Origin of the sequence: Candidatus Poriferisocius sp., assembly GCF_965204015.1 — a bacterium.
In the GTDB taxonomy this organism is placed as follows: Bacteria; Actinomycetota; Acidimicrobiia; order Acidimicrobiales; family Bin134; genus Poriferisocius.
The window spans coordinates 335,696-354,588 of sequence record NZ_OZ241965.1; the positions used below are offsets into that span (position 1 = coordinate 335,696).

Annotated in this window: 17 protein-coding genes; 7 read left to right on the plus strand and 10 right to left on the minus strand. The window is 66.3% G+C overall.

Annotated elements, in window-relative coordinates; all coding sequences use genetic code 11:
• Positions 1 to 9: 9 nt before the first annotated feature.
• The 3 genes from ACOGJC_RS01520 to ACOGJC_RS01530 are packed head-to-tail and all read right to left on the minus strand — an operon-like array spanning position 10 to position 4,828.
• Positions 10 to 1,563 carry a DUF5719 family protein gene (locus tag ACOGJC_RS01520; RefSeq protein WP_419846747.1) on the minus strand — a complete coding sequence of 518 codons (1,554 nt, stop codon included), beginning with the start codon at positions 1,561 to 1,563 and terminating at the stop codon, positions 10 to 12.
• Positions 1,560 to 4,493, minus strand: coding sequence for a glycosyltransferase (locus tag ACOGJC_RS01525; RefSeq protein ID WP_419846748.1), 2,934 nt, complete (start codon positions 4,491 to 4,493; stop codon positions 1,560 to 1,562). The genes ACOGJC_RS01520 and ACOGJC_RS01525 overlap by 4 nt, the downstream gene beginning before the upstream one ends.
• Positions 4,493 to 4,828, minus strand: a complete 336-nt coding sequence (locus ACOGJC_RS01530; RefSeq protein WP_419846749.1) for a hypothetical protein — start codon at positions 4,826 to 4,828, stop codon at positions 4,493 to 4,495. Before ACOGJC_RS01530 ends, ACOGJC_RS01525 begins: the two co-directional genes overlap by 1 nt.
• Positions 4,829 to 4,937: 109 nt before the next feature.
• Here ACOGJC_RS01530 and ACOGJC_RS01535 point away from each other — a divergent pair, with 109 nt between their 5' ends.
• From ACOGJC_RS01535 to cofE, 4 genes are read left to right on the plus strand one after another with little or no spacing between them, the layout of a single operon-like run.
• Positions 4,938 to 5,864: a GDP-mannose 4,6-dehydratase gene (locus ACOGJC_RS01535; protein WP_419848179.1), complete on the plus strand. Its 927-nt coding sequence runs from the start codon at positions 4,938 to 4,940 to the stop codon at positions 5,862 to 5,864.
• 38 nt (positions 5,865 to 5,902) lie between these two features.
• Positions 5,903 to 6,895: a GDP-mannose 4,6-dehydratase gene (gmd, locus tag ACOGJC_RS01540; protein ID WP_419846750.1), complete on the plus strand. Its 993-nt coding sequence runs from the start codon at positions 5,903 to 5,905 to the stop codon at positions 6,893 to 6,895.
• Complete coding sequence (gene cofD, locus ACOGJC_RS01545) at positions 6,892 to 7,842, plus strand: 2-phospho-L-lactate transferase (RefSeq protein WP_419846751.1); 951 nt, start codon at positions 6,892 to 6,894, stop codon at positions 7,840 to 7,842. Before gmd ends, cofD begins: the two co-directional genes overlap by 4 nt.
• Positions 7,839 to 8,534 carry a coenzyme F420-0:L-glutamate ligase gene (gene cofE / locus ACOGJC_RS01550; protein WP_419846752.1) on the plus strand — a complete coding sequence of 232 codons (696 nt, stop codon included), beginning with the start codon at positions 7,839 to 7,841 and terminating at the stop codon, positions 8,532 to 8,534. The genes cofD and cofE overlap by 4 nt, the downstream gene beginning before the upstream one ends.
• Positions 8,535 to 8,567: 33 nt before the next feature.
• Here the strand turns inward: cofE and ACOGJC_RS01555 are convergent, their stop codons facing one another.
• The 5 genes from ACOGJC_RS01555 to ACOGJC_RS01575 all read right to left on the minus strand — a co-directional run bounded on the left by ACOGJC_RS01555 (position 8,568) and on the right by ACOGJC_RS01575 (position 13,852).
• Positions 8,568 to 9,461, minus strand: a complete 894-nt coding sequence (locus ACOGJC_RS01555; RefSeq protein ID WP_419846753.1) for a sugar phosphate nucleotidyltransferase — start codon at positions 9,459 to 9,461, stop codon at positions 8,568 to 8,570.
• Between the two features lie 6 nt (positions 9,462 to 9,467).
• Positions 9,468 to 10,208, minus strand: a complete 741-nt coding sequence (locus tag ACOGJC_RS01560) for a hypothetical protein (protein ID WP_419846754.1) — start codon at positions 10,206 to 10,208, stop codon at positions 9,468 to 9,470.
• A 109-nt stretch (positions 10,209 to 10,317) separates the two neighbouring features.
• Positions 10,318 to 11,574, minus strand: a complete 1,257-nt coding sequence (locus ACOGJC_RS01565) for a glycosyltransferase family 4 protein (RefSeq protein WP_419846755.1) — start codon at positions 11,572 to 11,574, stop codon at positions 10,318 to 10,320.
• The gene (locus tag ACOGJC_RS01570; RefSeq protein ID WP_419846756.1) at positions 11,571 to 12,755 is read right to left on the minus strand and encodes a glycosyltransferase family 4 protein; all 1,185 of its coding nucleotides are present in this window, start codon (positions 12,753 to 12,755) and stop codon (positions 11,571 to 11,573) included. Before ACOGJC_RS01570 ends, ACOGJC_RS01565 begins: the two co-directional genes overlap by 4 nt.
• The gene (locus ACOGJC_RS01575; protein ID WP_419846757.1) at positions 12,755 to 13,852 is read right to left on the minus strand and encodes a glycosyltransferase family 4 protein; all 1,098 of its coding nucleotides are present in this window, start codon (positions 13,850 to 13,852) and stop codon (positions 12,755 to 12,757) included. Before ACOGJC_RS01575 ends, ACOGJC_RS01570 begins: the two co-directional genes overlap by 1 nt.
• A 61-nt stretch (positions 13,853 to 13,913) precedes the next feature.
• Here ACOGJC_RS01575 and ACOGJC_RS01580 point away from each other — a divergent pair, with 61 nt between their 5' ends.
• Positions 13,914 to 14,891 (plus strand): GDP-L-fucose synthase family protein, encoded by a 978-nt coding sequence (locus tag ACOGJC_RS01580; protein WP_419846758.1) that lies wholly within the window; start codon positions 13,914 to 13,916, stop codon positions 14,889 to 14,891.
• Here ACOGJC_RS01580 and ACOGJC_RS01585 read toward each other — a convergent pair.
• Entirely contained in the window at positions 14,849 to 16,171 is a 1,323-nt protein-coding gene (locus tag ACOGJC_RS01585) for an LCP family protein (RefSeq protein WP_419846759.1), read from the minus strand. The genes ACOGJC_RS01580 and ACOGJC_RS01585 overlap by 43 nt on opposite strands.
• A gap of 143 nt (positions 16,172 to 16,314) precedes the next feature.
• Here ACOGJC_RS01585 and ACOGJC_RS01590 point away from each other — a divergent pair, with 143 nt between their 5' ends.
• Both ACOGJC_RS01590 and ACOGJC_RS01595 read left to right on the plus strand, forming a co-directional pair.
• The gene (locus ACOGJC_RS01590; protein WP_419846760.1) at positions 16,315 to 17,331 is read left to right on the plus strand and encodes a chorismate-binding protein; all 1,017 of its coding nucleotides are present in this window, start codon (positions 16,315 to 16,317) and stop codon (positions 17,329 to 17,331) included.
• Positions 17,328 to 18,167, plus strand: a complete 840-nt coding sequence (locus ACOGJC_RS01595) for an aminotransferase class IV (RefSeq protein WP_419846761.1) — start codon at positions 17,328 to 17,330, stop codon at positions 18,165 to 18,167. Before ACOGJC_RS01590 ends, ACOGJC_RS01595 begins: the two co-directional genes overlap by 4 nt.
• Here the strand turns inward: ACOGJC_RS01595 and ACOGJC_RS01600 are convergent.
• On the minus strand, positions 18,142 to 18,891 hold the full coding sequence (locus ACOGJC_RS01600) for a biotin--[acetyl-CoA-carboxylase] ligase (protein WP_419846762.1): 750 nt from the start codon (positions 18,889 to 18,891) through the stop codon (positions 18,142 to 18,144). The genes ACOGJC_RS01595 and ACOGJC_RS01600 overlap by 26 nt on opposite strands.
• Positions 18,892 to 18,893: the final 2 nt, after the last annotated feature.

Below are 18,893 nucleotides of genomic sequence, written 5' to 3' on the forward strand. Positions count from 1 at the left end.
CGAGAAGAGCTAGAAAGCTGAGGGGTCGAGGGCGACAGGATCGAAGGGGACAGCGCTTCCCGAGGCTGATCCGGTCCCAACCCGAGCTAGCAGCGAGCGGCTCACCGCCACCGGCTGGCTGGCCTCTACCAGCAAGGCGTAGGCGTCGCCCTCGGCCAACCGGTCCACGGGCACCACCAAACGGCCGTGCGGCGCCACCTCCAGGGGATCGAGCTGGGCGATCGGGGCCAGCCGGCCGTCGGCGATTTTCGACACGGTGACCAGCGCAATGGAGTCGGGCGAGGGATTGACCACGGCCAACGCTATTTCGGTCCCATCGGCCCGATTGCCCGCGATCAGATGCCGGACTGCGGTGACCGGAACCCCCGGCGCGGTGGCCACCCCCGCCCCTAACGACAACGCCGACGCGGCAGCCACCCGCTCAGCCACGATGGGGACTCCGTTGTAAACCTGCACCGCCGTCCAGAACCCGATCCCGTCGGGCAGCAAGCTCGCGGCGTTGTAGGAGAAGGGGGCCGGGGGAAGCGGGTACGCCCCCATATCTCCGAACACCAGGGCAATCTGCTGCCGGGGTGGCACGGACACCTCAAACGGCGTCGGCGCGCCACCGGTGTCGGTGGCGTCCAGCCGGATGCCGACATGGGCGGACGCCTCATTCTCCGAAGGGTTGTACAAGACGATGTGCTCAACCATGCCGGAGTCAGCCGGTCCAGCCGGGAATACCCACTGCATCTGCGGTTCCGGGATCCCCGGGCCCGCGGTCAGGCCCTCCAGGCCGTCGGCGCCGTCAAAGAGCTGGAGCCTCCCGGCGACGATCCGCCCGACCTGCGACTCGATGGTGGTGGAGACCGACAAGAACCGGGGCACCACCTCGGAGGCATCGACCACCACTAGAGACCGAGCTGGCACCAAGACCCCTCGAAGCGACTGAGGCTTACGGATTCCCTCATCGGTGGAGAAGGTGAACTGCACCACGGCGCGGTCGGGAAACGGGTTGAACAGGGTGAACACCAACCGGGTATCTCGCCGAGTCGATCCGGCGGCAAAATGCCAGACAGCCGACGAGCGGGTCGCGCAAGGCATGACGTCGAGGCCTGTGGGACCCTGCACTCGCTGCTCGACAATTGCCTGGCCTGAATCGATCTCGACCAGCGCCGCGGTGTACTGAGACTCCACCACCTCGGCCAACCGCAGGGTCGCCTCTGACTTGGCGGCCACCGCCAGCGTCACCTCTCGGGGTACCGCCGACGGCGACACCGAGCCCACCGGCGTCTCCGGGAACACCGACACTTCGGCGGTCATCGGAGTGTCGGTGGGATTGGCCACGATTACCGAGTGATCGGCGAACTCCCCCGGCATCGACGTTCCCTCCCCGCAGTACCAAACCCCTCCCTCCGCGTCAGGACCGAGTGCAGCGCTGGTGACCCCTAGGCCCACCAGAGGGGCACCAGGTGTTGAATCGTCACCACCTCGGTCCGCCACCGCCAGCCCGACCACCGTCACCATGGCCAGCACCACCAATGGCCAACGCACTACCCTGCCGCGCCCATCTCCGACGCTCACCGCGTCTCACCCCGGGAGGATCTTCGGCGGCTTTCCTCATCGGTGCTGAGACGGGCCAGCCCGATCAGAGCCACCACCCATAATGCAAGCTGCATCGCCAACAGCAGCCGGGTCGGTCCAGAGGCGCGGTCGTCGGGTGGCACGGCCACCGAGAGTTCAGCCGATAGCGGTATTGGGGTGGTGTTGTGATACGTGGCGATGCCTGCGGTCAGACTGCCAGGGGCCAAATCGAGCTGGCCGTCAAGCATGTCGAACAGCCACTCAGGAGCGGGCTGCGACAAGTCGCCATAGGGAGCAGGGGCAAGGCGCTCAGCCACCAGAATCGTGTCAATCCCCCACTGGGAGAGCTCGGCACCCAACCGCTTCGTGCCCGCCGTCGGCGCTCCGACGACCGCTTGCCCCACTTGGCGGGTGCGGTCGTCCACTTCACCGACCCAGCGCTGAGCCACCGTGGGAAAAGCGCCGCTGTCCGACACGGCAAACGACAAGCCATCGTCCAGCTTCCAACTGCCCAGCGGCAGGACGTCAGGATGGCCGATCCACAAGACCCGGCCCTCGCCGCCGCCACCTCCCGCAGGATTGTCGGAGAACGGAACGACGTCGGTGTAGTCGTCGTCGGTGGCGTTCCAGTGGCCGCCGGCGACAATGGCCAGCAGTGGGAGCATGGCCGCCACCAGGGCGACCAGCGCAGTGAGCGGCACGAACTGTCGCCAGCCAAATCGATAGCGCCGCACATCCACTTGAAATGCGGCCACTCCCATGGCTGCGGCGATCGCCAGGCCCACGGCGCCGGGCACCTGAATGACCTCGGGCCGCGGCAGTGGCACCGGGGACCAATCTTGCTCAGCGGCCAGGGCGACCGCCGCGGTCCCCATGTACAGCGTCCACCCCCGCACCGCCCAAGCCAGGCGATAGTCGTCAGCCAAAGCCAGAGGGAGCACCGCGGCAACCGGCAGGGCCCAGCCGAGGCGGTCGTCGCCGAAAGGCCCGGTGTCAAACCTGAGGAGCTCCGCCCAGGAGTTTCCGTGGCCACCTCCCGGCCGGTCGCCGAACAACGGCGACAAGCCGTCCAACAGCCAGGGCAGATTCAGCACCGCGGCAACGGCCGCACCGGCCACCACCACCAGTACTATCCGCGCCGCCCCTGCGGCGGTCCCAGCCAGAAACGATCCCAGAAGCAGACCAGCCAGCAGCAGGACCACCACCACCAATGCCTCCGTCACCATGGCAACGGTCAAACCAAGCAGCAGGCCGACCCCAAGGATTTCCCGTACGACCAACGGCCGTTGTTTTGACGACCACGAGCCGGGTAGCCAAGTACGGGTCCCTTTCAGGAATGCTGGTCGACGCGCCTCCGAGCCGGGGATGCCCTCTGACGAGCCGAAGGGTGTGAGCCTCCCCCCGGCGAGCACAGCCCCCATCAGCCAGGGAACCGCGCCGTATAGCAGCAGTGCGTCCCAAACGCCGTTGGCCAACGCGTTGTACGGAACCGGATTGGCCAGATACACCGCGAGGGCCACCACCTGGATCCAAAGGGCGCCGAACGGGCGCATGAGCCGCCATACCCCCAACCCTCCCAGCGGAACCATCCCCACGATCAGCACCGTGCGAAGGAGGCCGGTCTCCCCCAAGAACAGCCAGCTCAGCAGGGTCAAGACTCCCAACCCGGTGGGAGCGAACCCAACTTGGCCCAACCCGACAGGGCGGAATTCGCTCCACCAGCCGCTCAAGAGGTCGGAACTGGATCCAAGCCGGGTCAACCCGCCCGCCACGGGAATACCCCCGGTGATGAGGCCGCGGGCCCCCAGCAAGACCAGGACCAATGCGGCAAGCCACACCACCACCGAAACCCGTGAGCGGCTCAACCGGGATAGAAGGGCGCTTCGAGCCGAGGGCCCGCGTCCAAACCCAGAACTGCCCGCCCCTCCCCCGCGGTCGGTCAAAAACGAGTTCAGCTGGGCGTAGCCCCGTGCCTGGGATAGCCGAATATGGGCATCTCCGACATGGCGGACGCGGGTGATCTCCCGCCGCCGCTCCCTGATGGATCCCAGGCGCACCAGGTTGTAGCCCCACGATCCCGCGATCTGGCGGGCCCGGCTCACATGCCCGGTGAGCACCGCCGCCAGCAGCCCGAACGCCGCCAGTATCATCGCTTGAGGAACCACCCGCAGCGTGTGCCACAACCCGTAGACCGAAAGCAGGGTTCTCACTCGGTGGCGGCGGTAGAGCCGGCCGACCAGCGCAGGGGTGAGGCGCTCGTGCAGCCGCTGTCGATGGCGGACTACCGCCGAGGGCACCACCATGACCCGCGCTCCCACGGTGCGGGCTCGCCAGCACAGGTCGACGTGCTCGTAGCAAAACGACATCTTCGGATCGAAGCCGCCAACTGCCCGAAACAGGTCCTCGCGCACCAGCACGCACCCTCCCGGCACCGCGAACATGTCCTGAACGGCATCGTGCTGCTGTTGGTCCAGCTCTCCCGGCTCCACCGTGGAGACCGGAGTCCCCGTCTTGTCCACCAGGAGGCCCACCTGTCGGATGACCGACGAATCATCCCAGTCCACGTATTTTGGACCGACAATCCCAGCGTTGGAGCGAATCGCCTCCTCGGCCAGCAGCCGCAGCGCATTGGGCGCCAGCACCACATCGTCGTGGCACACCGCGATGAAACCGGGGGCAGGATCGGCCTCCAGCACACGGTTGGCCGCCGAAGCGAATCCGGAATCGGGCTCCAGCCGATGGACGGTGGCCTGGGGCAGGAAGCGGTGAACCCGAGCTGTCGGGTCGGCCTCGCTGCCGGTGTCCACCACGGTCACATTCACCAACTGAAGGTCTTGGGCGGCAACCGACTCCAACATTTCGTCGAACCACAAACCCGGATCGTGGCTCACGATCACAATTTGGATTCTGATGTCGGATTTGGCTGTCATCAGGATTCGGTGCGACTGAGGAATTCTCGGAGGGCGGCCGCAAGGGCGGGGGCTTGGTCGACGGCATCGGACAACACGGTGCGGACGGAATCGGGAAGCTGTCGGGCCAGGTCGGCCACGGCGTACCGGACGTCGTCGGGGATCTGCTCGGCTAGATCGGCGAACGCGTCTCGCAAGTCGTCAGGCATCTGCCCGGTCAGGTCCCGCCGAGCGGCCTGTAAGCGGTTGATGGCCAGCAGCCCAAGGCCCACTGCGGTGTAGATGGCGTTTTGGATGCACTCGACCAGCGGGTCGTCCTCGGTTCCTGATTCCTGATCCGACCGCGCTTCTCCCACCTCACCACCGTACCGGCCCGCCCGACGGCAAAAGAGGCACGGCTGTGACATCTTGATGACTCGTCACCGAGTAGGGCACACACGCGCCCGAAGTGGCACACTCGTGGCGATGCGAGCCCTGGTCACCGGGTCGCGGGGTTTTGTGGGAACTCACCTCGTCGCTCATCTGAATGCCTGCGCCGATGACGTGATCGAGGTGGACCGCGTCATCGGCAGTCCCCCCATCGAAGACGCCGGCGCGGTATCCGAGTTGATCGCAGAGGCAAAGCCGGACGCGGTGTACCACTTGGCCGGCCAAAGCGACGTGGCCGGCTCGTGGGACGACCCGTTGGGCACATTCCAGACCAACGCCGACGGCACCCTGCACGTGGTTCGGGCTTGCATCGACGCTGGCGTCGAGCGCCTGCTGTCGGTGACCAGCAGCGACATCTACGGACTGGTCGGTCCCGAAGAGCTGCCGATCGACGAGGACGCGCCACTCCGGCCGGTTAATCCCTACGCGGCCAGCAAGGCCGCCGCTGAGATGGTGTGCATCCAGGGTTTCTTGGGCCACGGCCTCGGGGTGATCCGGGCTCGGGCTTTCAACCACCTGGGTCCTGGCCAGAGCGAACGCTTCCTGGCCCCCGCGCTGGCCGCACGGATCGTAGGCAACGAGCAAACCGGCAAGACGGGAGTGCCCGTGGGCAACCTGTCAGCCCGACGCGACTTCACCGACGTCCGCGACGTGGTGCGGGCCTATCGCCTGCTGATGGCGGACGGGGTACCCGGCGAGGCCTACAACGTGTGCTCCGGCCAAGATGTGGCTGTGTCTGAGATCGCCGAGACCCTTTTGGGCCTGGCCGAGGCGCCGCTTACCCTTGAGCAGGACCCGCGCCTGTTCCGCCCCGTTGATGTGCCCGTTATGCGGGGCGACAACACCAAGCTCCGGGCGGCCACCGGGTGGGCCCCCGAGATCGCCCTGGCCGACACCCTGGCCGACCTGCTGGCCGACATGCGTCTGCGCTATTCCCGCCAGACTGGAGCAGTCCATGGTTGAACACAGTGTCCGCCATCCCCGCCAGACTGGAGAGATCCATGGCTGAGCACCATTCCCGCCGAGCTCTGATCACCGGAATCACCGGCCAGGACGGCTCCTACCTGACCGAGCTTCTGCTCGACCAGGGGTACGAGGTAGTGGGCCTAGTGCGGCGGTCCAGCACGGTCAGCTTCGAGCGCATCGCCCATCTCCAAGATCGGATCACCATCGTCAGCGGCGACCTCCTCGACGAAGCCTCCCTCATCGAGGCTCTCCGGCTGCACCGGCCCCACGAGGTGTACAACCTGGCGGCCCAGTCGTTTGTGCAAACCTCCTTCGGCCAGCCGGTGCTCACGGGCGAGACCACCGCCTTGGGAGTGACCCGCCTGCTCGACGCCATCCGTATTGTGGATCCGAGCATCCGCTTCTACCAGGCCTCCAGCAGCGAGATGTTTGGCAAAGTGCGAGAGGTGCCCCAAACCGAGACCACGCCGTTCCATCCCCGGAGCCCCTACGGCGTGGCCAAGGTGTACGGCCATTGGATCACGGTCAACTACCGGGAGAGCTACGGCCTCCACGCCAGCTCCGGCATCTTGTTCAACCACGAGTCCCCCCGCCGAGGCCTGGAGTTCGTATCCCGCAAGATCTCTCACGCCGCGGCCGCCATCTCGATGGGACGCCAGCACGAGCTGCGCCTTGGGAATCTGGACGCCAAGCGCGACTGGGGTTTCGCGGGCGACTACGTGAAGGCCATGTGGCTGATGCTCCAGCAGGACGAGCCCGGCGATTACGTGGTGTGCACCGGGGAGACCCACTCGGTACGGGAGTTCTGCGAACTGGCATTCGCCCACCTGGGTATGGACTACCGGGACTATGTGGTGATCGACGAAGCGTTTATGCGCCCCGCCGAGGTGGACCTGTTGGTGGGCGACGCTGGCCGGGCCGCCTCCGAACTCGGTTGGCGCCGGGAAGTGGGGTTCCAACAACTGGTGGCCATGATGGTGGACGCCGATTTGGACCTGCTTCAAGGCAAGCTCAAAGGGATCTCGTGACCCCCAGCGTCATCACGCTGGCTGGAGGAGTGGGAGCGGCCAAGCTGCTCACCGGCCTGATGCGAGCCCACCCACCCGACGACCAGCTCGCGGTGGTCAACACCGCCGACGACACGGTGCTGCACGGTCTTCACGTGAGCCCCGACCTGGACACCGTGGTCTACACGCTGGCCAATGCGGTTAACCCCGAGACCGGCTGGGGTCTGGCTGGCGAGACCTGGCAGGCCATGGACGCCTTGGACCGCTACGGCGGGATCACCTGGTTCAGGCTGGGCGACCGCGACCTGGCCACCCATCTGTACCGCACGCACCGACTCAGCCAAGGGGCCGATCTGGCCACCATCACCGCAGAGATCGCGGCGGCGTGGGGTTTGGAGTTGGCCGTTATGCCCGTTACCAATGACCGGATCGAGACCAGAGTCACCACCATCGACGAGGGCGAGATCGGCTTCCAAGACTATTTCGTGCGCCGCCGCCACGATGTGGCCGTGTCCGCTGTCTGGGTAACCGGATCGGAGAATGCCCAGCCTGCGCCCGGTCTCATCGAGGCCTTGGCCGCAGCCCAGCAGATCGTCATCGCGCCCTCTAATCCCATCGTGTCCATCGGACCAGTGCTGGAGGTGCCCGGCGTGCGGGAGGCAGTGGCCGCCCGCCGGGACGCGGTGGTGGCGGTGTCGCCCATCGTGGGCGGTGCTGCACTGAAGGGCCCCGCCGACCGGCTCATGCGGGAACTGGGCCACGAGTGCTCGGTGGTCGGAGTGGCCCGGCTCTACCGGGATGTGGCATCCACGCTGGTGATCGACGAGGCCGATGCCCACCTGGCCGACGGCGTGGAATCCGCCGGTATGGCCTGTGTGGTGGCGCCCACCATCATGGACGGAGTCGAGTCGTCCGTTGCGCTGGCCCGCGTGGTATTGGGCTGCGCCTCTGACAGAGTCCACCGATGAGACTTGAGATCCTCGGCGTGGAGGGAATGCCCGAGATCAAAGCGGGCGACGACCTGGCCGGCCTCATCGCCGAAGCAGCCGATCTGGCCGACGGCGATGTCGTGGTGGTCACTCAGAAGATCGTGTCCAAGGCCGAAGGCGCCATGGTCACCGTCGACCCCGATGACCCCCTATCGCACAAGCCGGTGGTAGAGCGGGAATCGGTTCGGGTGCTTCGGCGGCGGGGCGATCTAGTCATCAGCGAGACCAAGCACGGATTCGTATGCGCCAACGCCGGGGTAGACCGGTCCAACGTGGACGCCGATCAGGCCGCTCTGCTGCCCGACGATCCCGACCGCTCGGCCCGGCGCATCCGCGACGGGATCAGAGCCAAGGCGGGGGTGGAGACAGGCGTGATCGTGTCCGACACCTTTGGGCGTCCCTGGCGACGAGGAGTAGCCGACGTGGCCATTGGCTCGGCCGGTGTCCGTCCTATCCTCGATCTGCGGGGGACCCAAGACACCACAGGCCGGGAACTCCAAGTGACCGAGGTGGCCATCGTCGACGAGTTGGCTGCCGCCGCGGAGTTGGTCATGGGCAAGGCGGAAAACATCCCGGTGGCCGTCATCCGGGGCATTGACCCAGCCTGGCTCGGCCCCGGCAACATTCAAGCCGACCTGATCCGCTCCCCCCCTGAGGATCTGTTCCGCTAGATGGTTCCGCTCCCCCGCTGAGGATCTGTTTCGCTAGATGGTGATGTGGTGTTCGGGGGTGATGATGGCCCGGTTGATTTCCACATTCGCCTTGACCGTGCTGTAGGGAAGCAAGACGGACTCGGCGATTCGGGCACCGGCGGCAACCGTGACGTGCTCCATAATCACCGAGTTGGCGATGCGGGCACTGGGCGCGATGTTGGCGGTGGAATGAATGTGCGAGCCGCCAGCGAGGGCCAGCTGGACCTCCAGATAGGCGGCGGGAGTGCCGGCATCGATCCAAAAGCCGTCTTGGGCCACGGCGTACAGCAACCCTTTCTGAACGAGGGACGGGAAGGTCTCTCTTTCGATTGACGAGGGGCGGCTTTCGGGCATCAAGTCGAGCACCGAGGGCTCAAGAACATACATCCCGGCGTTTATCCACCGACTGGGTGCCTCATCAGCGGGCGGCTTCTCGACGAAGGCCTGCACCCGACCATCGGGGTCGCACACCACCACCCCATAGCGGGAGGGGTCGTCCACCGGGGTGAGGGCGATGGTTGCTGACGCACCTTTTTCGCGGTGGGCGTCGAGCAGGTCTGCCAACGGGAAGTCGCTGATCACATCGCCGTTGACCGCAATGAACGTGTCCTTCACGTCGGCCATTCGGGCGGCGAAGCCAATGGCCCCCGCGGTGTCCAATGGCTCGGGCTCCACGGCGTAGAACAGCTCCACCCCGGCACAGCGGTGCTGGGGATAGGCAGCTTCGAAGGCATCCGGCCGATATCCCAGCGACAGCACCGCCCGGGTGACTCCCTGCTGGCCCAGCCTCCCAACCACGTGCTCGATCATGGGGCGGTCAACCACCGGCAGCATCTGCTTGGGACGGGTCAGGGTCAGGGGCCGAAGCCGGGTTCCGAAGCCGCCGACCAGTACAACTGCGTCCACTATGGGCTAACCGTCGTCTTCCACCCTGACGCCGGGAACGTCCTCGTCGATGCTGTCGTCGAACTCAACCGGCCCCTCGGGTTGGGTGAGGTCGGCAACCAGTGACGGCGACACCCCGAGAAGATCATTGACGGTGAGAGGCAGCGGCACCACGGCATCACGGGGCGCCAATGCGATGGTGAAGGCCTCGCCATCCCTCTTGAAGCGGACAGCGCCGAAGTCCTCATAGATCCGCTCGTCAGGTTCGGCAGCGACCGCGGTGAGCGCTCTAGACCACCGCACGATCTGCATCACCGCCGGCTGCCCGTCGCACTCCGCGCCCACTGCGCTGATCACCCCGAACTCGGACGCGGTGATGCCGTTCACATCCATTTTCACGAACATCGACTCGAAGAACTTGGCCATGACGGCGTCCTCGCCCGCCGCGTTGGCGGTGAACGGGTGGATGTGGATCAGCCCGTCGGAGTGGGAGTGGATCCCCTCAGGGTCATAGGGATAGCCCTGGGGGTTCAGCCGACCCTCGAAGATCGGTTGGAACGCCCCTTCGCCATTGTTGTCGGTGCAGTCCCATACTGCGTACGCCGAGTGCCAGTGATCGCTGAGCCCGGGGCGAGACTCGGCCTCCCGCAAACTCCAGGCAATGGCCACCACGCCGCAGCCGACCAGGATGATGAGCACCACCAAAGCGGGAAATCCGATGATGCGGCGCCGTTGGCCGACATCGCCCATCGACGCAGCCCGCGCCACTTTTCGAGAACCAGAGGCTCTTGCCACGGCTTTACAGGGTACTGGCCTGACGGCCCGATCAGCGCATCAATCGCCGGAACAGATCGAGATACCGGTCGGCCACTTGTGATCAGCGCATCAATCGTTGGAACAGATCGAGATACCGGTCAGCAATTTGCTGGGGACCGGCGGCCTGTTCGGCGTAGGCCCTCCCCCGCCGACCCATCTCGGCCAGGCCGTCGGGATCGTCGGCCATCTCGGCCACCGCCGCACAGAAGGAATCGACGTCGTCGGGCCCAACCGTTCGCCCCGCCTTGGATTCGTCGAGCAACCGCTCCACTTCGCTGTCCCGGTCGACGCTGGCCAGCACCGGGCGACCCGCGGCCAGCACTGAGTACACCTTGGAAGGCACGCTGGACGCGCCGAGTCCGGCCCGCAGCAGCACCACGTGTAGATCGGCGGCGGCCAGCACCTCTCCCAAACGCTCCGGCGGCTGCCAGCCCACCAGATGCAGATTGTCCAGCCGCCCGGCCGCCGCGGCCACCGATGAACGGGCTACCCCGTCGCCGTTGACCACAAACTGGACATCGGTCCGCCCTTGATCAGCGAATTTCTCGGCGGCGGCAACTACCAAGTCCAAGGGCTGGGAATGCCCCAGGTTTCCGGCGTACATCACCACCGTCTTGTCTGAGTCGCCGCCCGGTCCAAGGTCGGCCCGATAGGAGTTGTACCGATCAGACGGGACGATGCGATCAGCGTCGGCCGTATTGGGAATCACCACCACCTTTTGCGGGTCATCACCGGAATCCAGCTTGGCTCTGACGTTCTCGGCCATGCCTTCCGAAAGCACAGTCACCGCATCGGCCCGCCGATACACCCAACGCTCAAGCCTGCCGGCCGCGGCTATCGCCCGAGGGCTGCGCAGAACACCCGTCTCTACCGCGGCATCCGGGAACACATCCTGCACGTTGAACACCAGCGGCACCCGTCCCCGCCGGGCAGCGGCCCACCCCGCTGCCCCCAGGGTTAGCGGGGGTGACATAGCGATCACCACATCGCAGCGACCCACTGCGGCCACGGCATCGACCCCCGCCAACACGGTAAACCCGGCAAATGCCGCCGCCCGGGCCGCCAAACGCCCCTTGTCGGCCGGGAACGGATGCCAGCGCCGGATCCGACCCCACGATTCGCGCTGAGTGCGGATGAGGCGCCCCGACCATCCCTCGGCCACTGCGTGGTCGCGGTACCACGGAAGGCTGGTGATGACCTCCACCCGATGGCCGCGGGTCGTCCATTGCTCGCAGATACCGGTCATTACCTCCCCGGTGGGAGCGGTATCCGGCTCATAGTGCGGACATAGCACCAAGATGCGAAGTGGGTCCATCATCGAGCCACCTTGGAGTACAGGCCGCACAGCTTCGCTCCCGGGTCGAGCTCGGCCAGCTCGCCAATCCTGGAGACTCCCGCTTCGCTCAGCTCTCGTCGAGCATCGGGATCGCCCACCAGCTCGCCGATCGACCCGGCCCACAAATCAACGTCGTCGGGATCCACCAAGCGCCCGCCCGACCCCACCACTTCTGGCAGGCTCCCGGCATTGGCGGCCACCACCGGACAGCCCCGAACCATGGCCTCCACCACCGGAAGGCCATAGCCCTCATATTTCGAAGGGAACACCAGGGCCACTGCCTGCCGATACAGGCCGTCTAGCACGGCTCGGGGGATGCGGCCCAGCCGGTGCCACCGGCTTCCCACTCCAAGCTCATCGGCCAAATGGTCCAGCTTGGCGTCCAGTGGGCCGGGGCCTCCTGAGACCACCAACGCCACGTCTATCCCGTGCGAGGCTAAGCGAGCCAAGGCTCGCAGCAACACCTCATGGTTCTTGTGGGAGTAGGTCACCGCCGGATACAGCACGAACGGGCTGGCCAAGTCGGGCACCGCCGCGGCCAGGGGCATGTCCGAGGCAGTCGAGGAAGCATCGACCGGTGCGGGAACAACGGCGACTCGCTGGGGATCCACCTTCAGGCGCTCCACCAGGCGACTACGGCAGAAATCGCTCACGGTGACGATCATCTCGGCCCGGCGCACCGACCATGGCAGCATCACCCGCAAGTACAGCCGCTTGAACACGCTGAAGCGCTTGGGATGATCCAAGGGCTGCAAGTCGTGGATAGTCACGATTGCGGGCCGCATGCCCGCCCAGGGCACGGTCCCCCCCAGGTGGTGGATCACGGCGAGATCGCGGCGGCGACATTGGCGGGCCAGCCAAGTGTTCTCTATGAGCACTCGCAGCGGTCGACCTCTCGCCGGTGGAGACACGACTACTTCGTGGCGCTCAGCCAACGACGGGTGAGCCTTGGCCAACCCACGCGACACGAACAACGTCAGCCGCACCGGAGCGGCCGGCGGGATAGCCGAAAGCAGTCTGACCGCATAGTTCTCGGAGCCCCCCACCTTGCCTGTCCGCAGCCACAACAAATTGACCCCTACCGAGACCACCGGATCAGACGAGCCTGCCGGATCAGACGAGCCTGCCGGATCAGACAGGCCGGCCGGATCAGACGAGCCCATCAGCCGGCCAGTTCTCGGTACACATCGAAAAGCCCATTGGCCGTTCGCTGCCAGGTGAACTCGGCCAAGGCCCGCTCTCGGCCCTGCTTGCCCAAGCGTGCGGCATCGTCGGGGGTGTCGAGCAAACCAGCCAGCGCGTCGGCGATCTCCTGAGACCTTGTGGGATCCACCAGTACCCCGGTCGAGCCGGCCACCTCCGCGGTAGCACCCGTCGCCGACGTCACGACCGGCACCTCCTGCACCATCGCCTCCAGCACTGGCAGACCAAATCCCTCGGTCAGGCTCGGATAGCACACCACCGCGGCGGCCCGCATCAGCGCCCGCTTGTCAGCCTCGGCCACGAACCCCAACCGGCGGATCGACTGACCAGACGAGGCCATTGTCCTGCTTAGGTTTGACTTCCACCCTTCCGGGCCCACCAAGACCAATTCCTCCGCAGTCCGACCCAGCATCCGCCACGCCTCCAGCAGCCCGGCCAGGTTCTTGCGAGGTTCCGCGGTGCCCACCCACAGGACAAACCGATCACCCAGCCCGTACCGCCGCCGCACCTCGTCGACCTCCTCAGGCGGCACGAGGCGGTCATTGACCCAGTACGGCACCAACCGCACCCGATCACCGTCGATCCCCGCCCGAGCGCAATCGTCGGCCGTGTGCTGCGACGGGCACACCACGACATCGGCGTCGATGCGCGTCAGCTCAAGCGATCGAATGAAGAACCGCACGCCCCGGGGGGTGAAGTGGTCTGGATGGCGCAGAAACGCCAGGTCGTTGACCGTCACCGCCAGTGGCGCGGTTCGGGGAGGCACCGCCATGCCAGTAGCGTGGATCGCGTCCACCGGCCCTGCCGCCCGCTCCACCGCCGGCCATCGCATCTGGTGCCACGCCCAGTACAGGCCGGCTCGGGGTAACCGCACCGCCTCCACCGCGATGCCCGGTGCGAACGGCTCTTGGGGAGGATTTCGATGCCAAGCCGACACGCCAACGATCTCTGGCGGCACCGACAGCCGCCCCAAGGCCTCCACGCACCCCAGTGCGGCCGTGGCCGTCCCCCCCGGCACGGGATGCCAGCACTGTTCCAGCGTAATGGCCACTCTCACTTCTCTGAGTCTGCCAGCCCCAACTCAATGTGTACGCGGCGGACCACTAGTGTGAAGTCCGATGAGTGACTTTTGGGTTGGCAAACGAGTCCTGATCACCGGCGGCACCGGATTCTTGGGCCAAGCGGTCTGCCGACTGCTCAACCGGCAAGAACCCTCCTTGCTGGCCGCCCCGTCCAGCGCCGACTACGACCTGCGCACCGCCGAAGACGCCCACAGGCTGCTGGCTGAGACCCAGCCCGACGTGGTCATCCACCTGGCCGCCCGGGTGGGGGGCATCGGCGCCAACCTCCAGCGGCCCGCCGAATTGTACCTCGACAACCTTCTCATGGGCACCAACGTCATCGAGCAGTGCCGGCTGGCGGGAACCGATCGGCTGGTGGTGGTGGGCACCATCTGCTCCTACCCCAAGCACACCAAGGTTCCGTTCACCGAGGACCTTCTTTGGACCGGGTACCCCGAGGAGACCAACGCCCCCTACGGAGTGGCCAAGCTGGCCCAGCTTGTGCAACTCCAGGCCAACCGGGACCAGTACGGCCAGCGAGGCATCTATCTGATGCCCACCAACCTGTACGGCCCAGGCGACAAGTTCCACCCTTCGGTGTCCCACGTCATCCCCGCGCTCATCAAGAAGTGCGTGGACGCGGTGGAAGCCGGCCATGACAGCATCGAGGTGTGGGGCACCGGCACAGCCAGCCGGGAGTTCCTCTATGTGGACGACGCCGCCCAGGGTATTCTGCTCGCCGCCGAGCACTATCGGGGAGCCGAGCCGGTCAACCTGGGGGCCAACCATGAGGTCGCCATCAAGGAGTTGGTGCATGACGTGGCCGAGATCACCGGATTCGCCGGCCGCATCGAATGGGATTCCACCAAACCCGACGGCCAGCCCCGCCGCTGCGTGGACCCCACCCGGGCGAAGGAGCTGTTCGGCTTCGAGGCCTCCACGCCGTTCGCCGAGGGGTTGCGCCGCACCTATCAGTGGTATCTGGCCAACCGCTACGAAGCCGAGTCGCGAGGCGTGCCGGAAACCGAGGCATAGTCAGCCCCCACCACCAGCTCCACATCGGCACCGTCGATTTCGACCACCAGCTCGAGCCTCGGCGCAGGCTCCACATGGCGGGCCAGCATTTGCGCCTCGTCCTCGAATGCCGCGGTATGGCGAACCACTGTTCTGCCCACGTCGAACCGGTCGGCGTTGCCCCTGGCCACCACGGAGAACCCAGCCCGCTCCAAGGCATCCTCCACCCCGGCCACGGTGCCCGACGGAGTGCCGTTCAGCACTCTCACCCGCACGCCAGCCAGACTCCCAGCCCGGAAGAACTCCAGCGCCGGCTGGGCCGCCTCCTCAGCCAAAAGAAGCACTTGTTTGCCGTCGATGGTGGCATCGGTCACCGGCAGTTTGTAGCGCTCAATCTGATCTACCCGGAACGACCGGAATTCATCGCCCAAATCCACCAGCTGACCCACGGTGATGCGATCGTCCAGGGTGATACTGGGGCTGTCGTCGTCCAATAGCTCGTTGGCCACCCGCCGCAAGGTCAGCGGATTGCGAATTCCCTTCTCCACCGCCCGCTTGAGGGTGGCCACCATGAAATCCTGCTGGCGCTGGTTGCGCTCCAGGTCGTTCCACACGCCGAGACGCACCCAGTCGTTGTCGTTGGCCGGATTCCCCCCTTCGACCAGCGTCAGCGGCCGACGGGTCCGCACATAGGCCAACGCCGCGTCGGGGTCGAGGGTCACCACCCCGGCCTGCTCGATCCTCAACCCCACCGAGTCATCCCGAATGGGCTGGGCGATCTCCACCGGCACACCGTCGACCGCCTCCACGATCCGGAGGAATCCGGCGAAATTGATCTCCACGTAGTGGTGGATGGGCACCCCGAGGTAATCCGACACGGTTTCGATCAGGGTGCTGGCCCCGCCGATGCCCCGCGCTGCGTTCACCCGCTCACTCCACCCTTTTCCGGCGATCGGCACCCAAAGGTCGCGGGGAATCGAGAGCATCGCCACCCGGTCGGCATCAGGATCGATGCGAACCAGGATCACCGAGTCGGTCAGCAGGGTGTTGACGTCTCGGTCGATGTGAATCGGGCTGTCGGGGTCGACCCCGGCAGCACTGTCGATCCCCACCAACAGGAAGTTCTGGGCCTCCGAATCGCCCTGCTTCTCGGAGGAGAGCGACAGCCCGACCGAGATTCGGGGAATCTTGTTTATCTGCGACTTCACCACGGCCAGACCCGCAGCCCCGCCCACCGCGGCGGCGAACACCAACAGCCCGAACAGCACCACCATGAGCTGCCACCAGGTTCTCCTGCGCACTCGCCGCCTGCCGCGCCTCATCGCCTGCCAGTGTAAGAGGCCCCCTAACCAGTTGGAGTTCAGCCCGCGCAATCCGATGCGAGTTCAGCGCCCCGAAAAACGGGGGTGCACCATTGGCGCGCGCCATAAGTACACTGCACCCGATGGAGGTGGCGGCTGTTGCCGTGGTGGGACACCATCTGTGTTCCAGGCTGGCCGACGTCACCGACGATTTAACCGCCTTGGAGTCGAGCGGGTTCTGGGCGGTGGCCATCGACTTTCACGGCAGAGCAGTGTGCGCCCGCTTCGATTCGGTGCGCCCCGCCCGCCCCTGGAAGGGCCGCCCCTGGAAGGGCCTCCCGGCCGACACCTGGACCAGTTCTCTTGACCAATCCGGTTTCACCGGCGGAGTGTCAGCCATCCGGGAGATGATCGGCGCCGGGGACGTCTACCAGGTGAACCTCACCCGCCGGCTCAGCGCGCCGCTTATCCACCCCGACACCGACATAGCCGCGTTGGGGGCGGCATTGGCCGAGGGCAACCCCGCTCCCTACGCCGCCGTACTGCGCCTGCCAAAGCACGGTGTGCACATCGCCTCGGCATCGCCCGAGCGGTTTGTGGTCCGCGACGGCCCGTGGGTGAAGTCGTCCCCCATAAAGGGAACCGCGGCTGAGCCGTCCGAGCTGACTCCAAAAGACCAGGCCGAGAATCTGATGATCGTTGATCTCGTGCGCAACGATCTGGGCCGGGTCTGCGACTACGGGACGATCAGCGTGCCTTCGCTGTTTTCCCTGGAGCACCATCCGGGACTGGTGCACCTGGTGAGCACTGTTCAAGGGCGTCTGCGCCCCGACTGCGGGTGGCCCGAGCTGATCGAGGCAACATTCCCCCCCGGCTCGGTTACCGGCGCCCCCAAGCTGGCTGCGCTCGATGCCATCGCGGCCTTGGAGCCGCAGGCCCGAGGGGTGTACTGCGGTGCGGTGGGTTGGGTGGACGCCGACCGCCAGCAGGGCGATTTGAACGTGGCCATCCGCACACTCTGGCTAGAGGACGGGCACCTCCACCTCGGCACTGGCGGCGGTATCACCTACGACAGCAATCCCGAAGACGAGTGGCGGGAGACCGAGCTGAAGGCCAAAAGGCTGCTCGCGGTGGCCACCGGTGAGTACATACCCCTATGACATTTGCTGACCCCCGAATCGTGTGGATCAATGGGGCGCTGGTTCCCGAGGACGAGGCCCGGATCTCCCCCTTCGACCACGGCTGGCTGGTGGGAGACGCGGTGTTCGAAACCCTGGTCATCGTGCGGGGCATGCCGTTCGCCGCCCGCCGTCATCTGGAGCGGCTGGCCTACTCAGCCGAGCACTTGGGCGTCACGGTGCCTGATGCCGACGTGCTCCGGGAAGCCATGATCGCGGTGGCCGCGGCCAATGGGCTCGAAGAGGGGCGGTTGCGGGTGACCGTCAGCAGCGGCACCGGCCCGCTGGGCAGCAGCCGGGGCGACAGCCCGCCCACCGCCACCGTGGCCGCCACCCCTCAGCCTCCGTGGCCAGCCACCACCGCGGTGGCCACCATGCACTGGACCATCAACGAGCACGGCCCCCTGACCGGCCTCAAGACCGTCTCCTATGGCGCCAACGTGCGGGCCCTGGCATCGGCCAAAGCAACTGGGGCCAGCGAGGCCGTCTTCGCCAACACTCAGGGCGATTTGTGCGAGGGCACCGGCAGCAACGTGTTCTTGGCTCACCAAGGCCGGCTCATTACGCCCTCGCTGGCCTCAGGATGCCTGGCCGGCATCACCCGCCAGCTGGTGATAGACCTGACTGGCGCCGTCGAACAAGACGTGCCTCTCCGTGCCCTCGCCGCCGCCGACGAGGCGTTTCTCACCTCCACCACCCGCGACGTTCACCCCATCCACGCCGTCGACGGCCATCAGCTGCCCGCCGCCCCCGGCCCCCTCACCCAGGCCGCGATTCAAGCCTTCGCCCGCCTCAAGGCGACCCAGATCGACCCCTAAGGTGCACAACATCTCCAACCACCACCCTTCGCCCACCCGCCAGCAGTAACGCACCTCGCTCGTCCAAGTCCTGGGCCAAGCCCTCCAACACCGTGCCGTCGCCCAGTTCCACCGATACCTGGCAGCCCAGGGTGGCCGACTCGCGGCGCGCCGCAGCCACCAATGCGGCCTGGCCGCCGGCTCCCTCGACCCTCTCCATCCATTGGGCAAAACCGATCAGAATCTCCCCCAGCAGCTCTCGGCGGTCGATCACCGCACCACACACATCTTCAAGGGCCACGGCGGTGTCAGCAGTTTCGGTGGGGGCCGCACCGGTTCTCACGTTGAGACCCATGCCCACCACCACAGCCTCCAGCCGTTCGCCGGCCACCACCGATTCGGCCAGCACGCCAGCCAGTTTGCGATCACCGACAACCAGGTCGTTGGGCCACTTCAACCCGGGTCGCACTCCGGCCAGCGAATCGCAGGCCTTCAGCGCTCCCAACGCCAGCGCAGTGGTCACCAGATGGGCCCGCTCCACATCGATCTGAGGCCTGACCACCACCGAGAACAACAAACTCGATCCCGGCGCGGCTCCCCAAGCACGTCCCCTTCTCCCCCGCCCCGCACTCTGGTAGTCGGCCACCAAAACCGTGTTCGCCTCAGCCCCTTGTCGGGCGGCAGTCAGCAAGTCGGCGTTCGTCGAACCGGTTTCGTTCACCCACTCAATCTCGTAGTCGGCCACTT